Origin of the sequence: Oscillibacter acetigenes, from assembly GCF_025567605.1 — a bacterium.
Taxonomy (GTDB): Bacteria; Bacillota; Clostridia; order Oscillospirales; family Oscillospiraceae; genus Oscillibacter; species Oscillibacter welbionis.
In genome coordinates, this window is the sequence record NZ_JAOQKG010000005.1 from 875 (window position 1) to 8,563 (window position 7,689).

8 protein-coding genes are annotated in these 7,689 nt (G+C 64.1%); 3 read left to right on the forward strand and 5 right to left on the reverse strand.

Annotated elements, in window-relative coordinates; genetic code table 11:
• Both OCV80_RS10790 and OCV80_RS10795 read left to right on the forward strand, forming a co-directional pair.
• The coding region (locus OCV80_RS10790; protein WP_267288439.1) for a TSUP family transporter at window positions 1-157 on the forward strand (157 nt) is incomplete at its 5' end.
• A complete protein-coding gene (locus OCV80_RS10795; RefSeq protein ID WP_021747973.1) occupies window positions 154-528 on the forward strand; it encodes a TSUP family transporter in 375 nt (124 codons plus the stop codon). The genes OCV80_RS10790 and OCV80_RS10795, both read left to right, overlap by 4 nt.
• 159 nt (window positions 529-687) lie before the next feature.
• Here the strand turns inward: OCV80_RS10795 and OCV80_RS10800 are convergent, their stop codons facing one another.
• From OCV80_RS10800 to spoIID, 5 genes are all read right to left on the reverse strand, one after another.
• Window positions 688-1,959: a S1C family serine protease gene (locus OCV80_RS10800; RefSeq protein ID WP_136891463.1), complete on the reverse strand. Its 1,272-nt coding sequence runs from the start codon at window positions 1,957-1,959 to the stop codon at window positions 688-690.
• A 7-nt stretch (window positions 1,960-1,966) separates the two neighbouring features.
• Entirely contained in the window at window positions 1,967-3,445 is a 1,479-nt protein-coding gene (locus tag OCV80_RS10805; protein WP_021749292.1) for a sensor histidine kinase, read from the reverse strand.
• Between the two features lie 58 nt (window positions 3,446-3,503).
• Window positions 3,504-4,208: a response regulator transcription factor gene (locus OCV80_RS10810; protein WP_025545561.1), complete on the reverse strand. Its 705-nt coding sequence runs from the start codon at window positions 4,206-4,208 to the stop codon at window positions 3,504-3,506.
• A gap of 147 nt (window positions 4,209-4,355) precedes the next feature.
• A complete protein-coding gene (locus OCV80_RS10815) occupies window positions 4,356-5,483 on the reverse strand; it encodes a polysaccharide deacetylase family protein (protein WP_119310545.1) in 1,128 nt (375 codons plus the stop codon).
• A 69-nt stretch (window positions 5,484-5,552) separates the two neighbouring features.
• Window positions 5,553-6,581 carry a stage II sporulation protein D gene (gene spoIID, locus OCV80_RS10820; protein WP_136891462.1) on the reverse strand — a complete coding sequence of 343 codons (1,029 nt, stop codon included), beginning with the start codon at window positions 6,579-6,581 and terminating at the stop codon, window positions 5,553-5,555.
• Window positions 6,582-6,731: 150 nt separating this feature from the next.
• Here spoIID and OCV80_RS10825 point away from each other — a divergent pair, with 150 nt between their 5' ends.
• Window positions 6,732-7,595 (forward strand): hypothetical protein, encoded by an 864-nt coding sequence (locus OCV80_RS10825; RefSeq protein WP_136891461.1) that lies wholly within the window; start codon window positions 6,732-6,734, stop codon window positions 7,593-7,595.
• The last annotated feature ends 94 nt before the right edge of the window (window positions 7,596-7,689 follow it).

Genomic DNA, 7,689 nt, shown 5'->3' on the forward strand with positions numbered 1-7,689 from the left:
GGGGGAGCTCTCCCTCCTGACGGCGCTGCCCTATCTGGCGGGCGGCCTGGTGGGCGGCTGGATCGGCGGCAAGCTGTACGGCAGAGTCTCCGTCAAGTGGCTCAAGTGGCTCTTCGCCGGTTTTCTGTTCTACGCGGGGGTGAAGTATCTGCTGTGACGGACTGGATCATTCCCTTTCTCTGCGGCCTGGGGGCCAGCATCCTCTCGGCCTGGGGCGTGGGCGGCGGCACGCTGCTGCTTCTGGTCATGACGCTCTTTCTGGATGTGGACCAGCGGACCGCTCAGGGCATCAATCTGCTGTTCTTCCTGCCCACCGCCGCCTCCGCCCTGGTCTGCCACGCCAGGGGCGGCTATCTGGACAAGCCCACCCTGAAAAGCGCCGTCCCCCTGGCCGTGGCCGCCGCCCTGGCCGGGGCCTGGATCGCCACCAATCTGGACGTGGCGGTCCTGCGCAAGCCCTTCGGCGTGTACCTGCTGCTCTCCGGTGTCAGCCTGCTGTGGCCCCAGCGCCGGAAGAAACAGACATGACACAGGCCGCGGGAGAAGTCCTTCAGGGCTTTTCCCACGGCCTCACAATGTTTTTTCCACACTACCCCGCAGGGCAGACACCCCGCTCTTCCGCCCCGGGCCGGGAGCACTTCCGGCAAGCAAGGGCGCGGCCTGCGGTGCAGGCCGCGCCCTCGTTCTTTATTCCACCGGGTCATTCAGAGTCAGCGTCACTTCCATCCGCTCTCCGTCCCGCCAGATTTCCATGGTCACCTGATCGCCCACATACAGCTGCCGCCGGATGCGCAGCAGCTCCTGACTGGTTTCCACCGGCCTGCCGCCGGCGGCGAGGACGAAGTCCCCCTCCCGGATGCCCGCCAGGTCTGCGGCGGAGCCGGGCGTGACCTCCAGCACCTGCAGGCCCCAGATGTCGTCCTCCAGCCGGGTGCCCGTCTGGAGCACCGTCACGCCGAAGGAGGGCTCCGGCCGGACCTCTCCATAGGTCAGCAGGTCGTTCACCAGCCGCCGGATGGAGGCGGAGGGAATGGCGAAGCCCAGACCCTCCACATTGGAGTAATCAGAGCTCATCTTGATGGTGTTGATGCCCACCACCTGGCCGCAGGCGTTGATTAGGGGACCGCCGGAGTTGCCGGAGTTCAGGGCCGCGTTGGTCTGAACCAGCGTCATGGTCCGGCCGTCCACCTGTACATCCCGGTTGATGGCGGAGACGATGCCGTCTGTCAGTGTGCCGCGGAGCTCCACGCCCAGCGGGTTGCCGATGGCGTAGACCTTGTCGCCCACCACCAGCTGGTCGCTGTCGCCGAAGGTGGCGGCGGGAAGCCCCGTCAGTTCCACCTTGAGGACCGCCAGATCGTTCCGCTCGTCTCCGGCCACGTACTGGGCCTCATAGGTCCGGCCCGTGTCCATGGCGACGGTGCAGTCCCGTCCCCCCGCCAGCACGTGGTAATTGGTGAGGATATAACCGTCCGCCCGGAAGATGACCCCGGTGCCCACGGAGACGCTGTCGTCCAGCTGGACCATGACCGTCACCACCGACGGGTTCACCCGCTGGTAGATCTCCTGGGCCGTCAGCTCCCGGCCGTGGTCCGTCTCCACCTCCAGCACGGCGCCCTCCCCGAACGGATAGGTGGGGATGGTAACTGCCCCGGACGCGTCCTCTTCCTCCTCCCAGCCGTGGTCGTAACGGTACTCAAAGGGATCGGCACTGCTGCCGGCCGGCAGCAGATACCAAATCCAGGAGCCCGCCGCCACACCCAGCACCACCGCCAGGCAGGCCAGGAAAATCCACAGCCCGGTCCTGCGCCGCCGGCGGGGCTGCCCGGGCGCGGCAGGCCGTCCCGGCAGGGGGCGGCTGTACCGCTCCACCACCTCCCCGGGCAGCGGCTGTCTGTATACCTCTACGATCTCTCCGGAGAGACGGTCCTCTCCGGCCAACTGCTTTTCTTCCTCCATGCACGCCTCACTCTGTGGCCAGTGAGAAGGAGAACGCGGTCACGCCGTCCTCGCTGGTCACACTGATCTTTTCCTTATGCTGCTCTAAAATCGTCTTGACGATGTACAGCCCCAGGCCGTAACCATCCTTGTCCTCGCTGCGGGACTTGTCGCTCTTGTGGAACCGCTCGAACAGCAGCGGCAGCTCCTCTGCCGGGATGGTGTCCCCCTCGTTCCGCACCGTCACCCGGGCCTTGCCGTCGATGGTGGTGACGCCCAGATAGAGAGTGGAGCCCTCCCGTGCGAACTTGGTGGCATTTTCCAGCAGGTTGTAAATCACCTGCGTAATCATGTCCTTGTCCCCCAGCACCAGAATGGGCTCCTCGGGGATATCCGCCTCCACATCCAGATTCCGGTCTGTGATCTTCCGCTCCATGGAGATCAGCACCCGGCGCATACTCTCGCAGATGTCGAAGTGCTTTCCCTCCCGCAGGGGGTCGATGGCCTGCAGCTGGCTCACGTCCAGCATCCGCCGCACCAGCCGGCTCAGGCGGCGGCTCTCGTCGGAGATGATCTGGAGATACTGCCGCTCGTTCTCCGGCGGGATGGTGCCGTCCAGAATGCCGTCTGTATAGCCGGCGATGGTGGTCATGGGCGTCTTCAGCTCATGGGAGATGTTGGTGATGAACTCCCGCCGCTGGCGCTCCGTCTGCTGCAGGTTCTCCGCCATGTTGTTGAAGGAGGCCGCCAGCTCTCCCAACTCGTCATCCCGGCCGTAGTCGTTCATGCGGATGTCGAAGTCCCCCTCCGCATAGCGGCGGGTGGCCTTGGCCATCTCCCGGATGGGCTGGATCTGCCGCATGGTGGTGATGGAGGACGCCATGAAGGAGATCATCAGCACCACGAACGCCGTCATGAAGAACAGCCCGATGAAGCCGGACCACATGGTGTCCAGCGAGGTGGTGGAGGACACGGCATAGACCATGCCGACGGGGTCGGGGGTATCCTCGCTTATGGCCGGAACGCCCACCACGAACCGCTTGTTGGAGTACAGGCCGTCCACGTCCGTGCGCCTGGAGCTGATGCCCTCCTCCAGCACCTCTGCGGTCATCTCCTCCGGCATAGTCACCACCAGCCCGCTGAGAGACGCATCCGTGGACAGCAGCACGTGGCCCTCCACGTCGCAGATCAGGAAGTCCACCTCGGACACCGTGGCAGCGAAGGAGGCCAGACGCTGGAAGTCCTCCTCGTGCTGCAGCTCCTCCATGTCCAGGTACCGCCCGTTTTCCAGATAGCTGGCGGAGAGCTGCCCCACCACCTGGGCCTGGGCGGCCAGCTCCCCGTTCTCCTGGCCCCGGGCGTAGTTGTAGCTCAGGGAGAAAAACGAAACTCCCAGCAAAAACAGCGTCAGGAGCACCATGCCGACGGTGACGAACATCTGCCGCCAGTACAGGCCCCTGAACTTGTTGTGCATCCGTTTTGCAATACGCGCGATCCGTACCTTCATGAGACCTCCCTGCCCGGTTTTCCACCTGAAAAGGCAAAGGTCTTTTCAGGCGGTTTTGTCAGCTCTCCTTTGCCCCGGGGGCGCCTGCCAGCTCGAACTTGTACCCCACGCCCCACACCGTTTTCAGCGCCCACTGGCTGCTGACGTTTTCGATCTTCTCCCGCAGCCGCTTGATGTGGACATCCACTGTCCGGCTGTCGCCGAAGTAGTCAAAGCCCCACACCTCATCCAGCAGCTGGTTCCGGGTGTACACCCGGTTGGGGGTGGAGGCCAAATGATACAGCAGCTCCAGCTCCTTGGGGGGCGTGTCGATTTTCTTCCCATCCACGATCAGCTCGTAGGAGTCCAGGTCAATCACCAGCTTGTCGAACGTCAGCCGTTTGCTGGTGTCGTTGGGGATCTCCGTCCGCCGCAGGACTGCATTGATCCGAGCGATGAGCTCCTTCATCTCAAAGGGCTTCACCACATAGTCGTCCGCCCCCATCTCCAGGCCCTGGATGCGGTCGAACACCTCGCCCTTGGCCGTCAGCATGATGATGGGCACCTTGCTGGTCTCCCGGATTTTGGCGCACACCGACCAGCCGTCCATCACCGGCAGCATGATGTCCAGCAGGATCAGGTCCGGAACCTGCTTCTGAAACTCCTCAATGGCCTTGCCGCCGTCTCCGGCGATGCGGACGTCGAACCCCTCCTTCACCAGGTACATGTGGATCAAATCACAGATATTGCGGTCGTCTTCCACGACCAGGATGTTGCGGCCCATGGCGCTCCCTCCCATTTCGATATGTCTCTCTTCGCTGGTTCTGCCGCCCGCGGCGTCCGCCTGTTCACAGACACAGCCGATTCTTGATATCCTCTATTATATCCGCTCCCGGGGCGGTATGTTGAATATTTTGTAAATCTTGGCAGGTCAGGACACCGTCTCCGTCATGGCCAGACAGCGGTCGTCCGCCGCCTCCGCCGCAGACAGGAACGTCCCAAGCCCTGCGGCGTTGGCGCTGTCGCCCAGCCAGACAGTGACCTCGCCGCCCCGGCTGGTCACCCGCTGGAGCAGCGTGTCGGCGGCGCCGGTGCTGCTGAGGGGATACGCCGCCCGGTCCAGATCCGGGTCCAGCGGGCAGAAGCCCGCCGCCTCCGCCGCGGAGACAGACTCCTCCCCGGCGTTTTCAATCCAAGCCAGCCGGGTCTTGACGCTGGCGGCCTGGGAGAGCAGGCGGTTCCCCGTCTCCAGCTGTTCCGTCACCGGGCGGTCCGCCGCGGCGTCCACCGCCAGCCCGATGGCCTGCCCTGTGGCGGTCATTCGCCGCAGCAGGTCGCCGCCTTCCCGCAGAAACGCCTCCGTACAGTAGAAAGCCGCGTGGGCGTCATAGCGGTCCAGAATGTCCAGCAGGGACTTCACCCGCTTCGGGTCCGCGGCCTCCACACAAAGATAAATCCGCTGCCCGGTGACGGTGGAGGGCTCCGTTTCCTCCGGCGCGATGTCCTCTTCCGCACTCTGGTTCCGCAGGTACTGGTTGTACTCGTAGTCCATCCGGGACTTGGCGGCGTCGGCAAAGTACCGCTCCTCCATATCCATATCCGGATTGCGCACCCAAACCAGATAGCCCCGGTCCACCTCCACGGTGGAGTAGAGCAGGCCGAAGCACCGGGCGATCAGAGAGATGGGCAGGAAGATCACGCCACCCCGCTGGATGGGCTTCTGGAAATACAGGTTGCCCTCGTTGTCGATGGCATAGTCCTTGTTCAGGTCAAATACCAGGGAGCTGTATACCGTCTTGTCCACATACAGCAACACGGTCTGCCGGGCAATATTGGGGTAGTAGGACACGCCCAGATCCCGGCCCACGCCGGTGAAGATAGTGCTGGGCACATACAGATAGCCGCCGGACCAGAAGGGCATGGTGTCGTCCGACAGCGTCAGCACGTTTTTGTTGACTGCGGTGAAATACACCGTCTCCGCCGCCCCCGACGGGACCGGCGACAGCTGGAACACCAGCAGCAGGCACAGCAGCAGTGCCGCGAGCTTTCGTCTCATCATGTCCTCCCTTCCGCAGAAGCTCCCCTGGAAGATTGTATTTTACCACATTTCCGGCTTTTTTGTAAAGAGTCACCCTATGGCGGCAGTAGTATAGGGCTCCACGGTGACGCCGGTATAATAGTGGGTGAGGATCGTCCGGTAGTCCGCTCCCTCCTTGGCCATCTGGTTGGCGCCGTACTGGCTCATACCCACGCCGTGGCCGTAGCCAGTGACGAAGAACACCAGCTTGCCGTCCGCCGCCTCCCACTCGAAGCAGGCCGACCGCAGCCCCAGGATGCTCCGTAAAGTGCTGCCCTTCATGCTCACGCCGCCCACGTCCACCGACTCCACGCTGCCGGCGGTGTCCGTCACGGCGTTTTGCAGCCAGCCGCTGATGTCGCCGGACAGGTCCGCCTCCGGATAGGAGGTCAGGACCTTCTCCCGGAACTCCTCCGCCGTGAATTCCACACGGCTGTAATAGTTGGGGATGCTGTCCGCAGGCTCCGGCGAAGACACCGCCTGGAGATAGGGCAGGTCGCTGACCCACACCTGGCCGGAGGAGCGGGTCTGCCCGGCGGAGCAGGAGTGGAACACCGCCAGGATGGGCACGCCGCCGTACAGGATGGTCTCTCCGTCGGTCTCCCGGACGGCGGTCTCGATCTTTTCCTCATAGGCGTCCGCGTTCTCGCCCCAGTTGTTCCGGGCGTTTTCCTCCGAGATATACGCCTGGCAGCAGGTGGAGTCCGTGCAGATGTCCGCGGTGTTGCCGTGGTTGCCGCCAGTCTGCATCTTGTACAGGGTGTACGTCCGGGCCGCCACCGCCTGGGCCTTCAAAGCCTCCGGCTCAAAGGAGGCGGGCATCTCCGCCCGGACCACGCCCACCAGATACTCTCCCAGGGTCATCTCCTCCACCGCGTCCCCTGCCAGGACCTTCAGCACCATCTCTCCGTCCAGGTCCCCCGGCTGAAAGGGCTCCCGCTCCGACTCCACAGCGATGGGATCATCGGAGAAAAGCTCTGTCTGAAAGGGCACTACCACCGCCAGGGGCAGGGCAAACAGCAGCACCAGCAGCACCGCGGAGATGGCGGCGCTCTGGTGCAGATCAGAATGGCGTCTCATGGAAATTCCTCCTCTTTTGTTCCCCGTCTGCGGGCCTGTCCCTTCACTGTATGCGCCCGGAGGGCGGAAAATGAGGCCGGCATGGACAAACAGCTTTTCCCGTGGTATACTGGCTTTTGAAAATCTGTCATGATAAGGAGATCGGCTCCTATGAAGAAATACGTGCTCTGGCCCCTGCTGGCCGCCATTGGCGGCGTGGGGGCATTCCTGCTGCGGCTGCTTCAGCGCAGCACTGGGTTCGAGGTGGACACAGGCCTCCCCATCCCCGGCAATCTGTACGCCATCCTGCTGGTGGCCTGGTTCGTGGTTCTGGCGGCAGTCTGCCTGCTGGCAGCCCGGCCCCTTCTGCCTGCGGACCGGGAAGACCCGCCCCTCTTTCCCGCAGGCTTCTCCGTGGCTTCCCCCGGGCTGCTCACTCCGGCGGTGATGGGGCTCTTCCTGCTGGCAGCCTCCGGCGTTCTGGACCTGCTCTTCGGCTTCTCCGGCGCCAGCGCCCTCACCGGCAGCGGAGAGACGGTGACCGTTTTTGTGACCGCCCAGGGCAGTCAGCTCTTCTCCGGCAGGGAGCATCTGGTGGTGGGTCTGCTGTCTCTTCTCTCGGCGGCCAGCCTGCTTCCCGCTGTGCCTGCCTGCCGCATCCGGCCGGAGGGCGGGGCGCGCAAGCCCTTTCAGAGTCCTCTGCTGCTGGTGCCCGTCTGCTGCCTGGTGGTGCGGCTGGTGCTGACCTACCGGGTGGTGTCCGTAGACCCGTCCCTCACAGATTACTACACGGAGCTGCTGGCGGTGGTGTTCCTGGCTCTGGCCTTCTACCGGCTGTCCTCCTTCGCCTTCCGGGCGGGGCGGACCCGCCGCTTCGCCGTCTATGCGGCGCTGGCCATCGCCTTCTGCCTGGCCACTCTGGCGGACCGGCCGGATCCGGCCCGGCTGCTGTTCTACCTGGGCGGCGCCGTGACGCTTTTCGGCTTCCTGCTCCAGCGGACGGCGGTACTGGCCGCGCCCTGGGACAATACCTGACAGTTTATCACAAAATCCCCGCGGCCGGGAGTGCCCGCCGCGGGGATTTTCCGTTTGTTCACAAATACCGGGGAAATCGAGAAACGGACCAGCC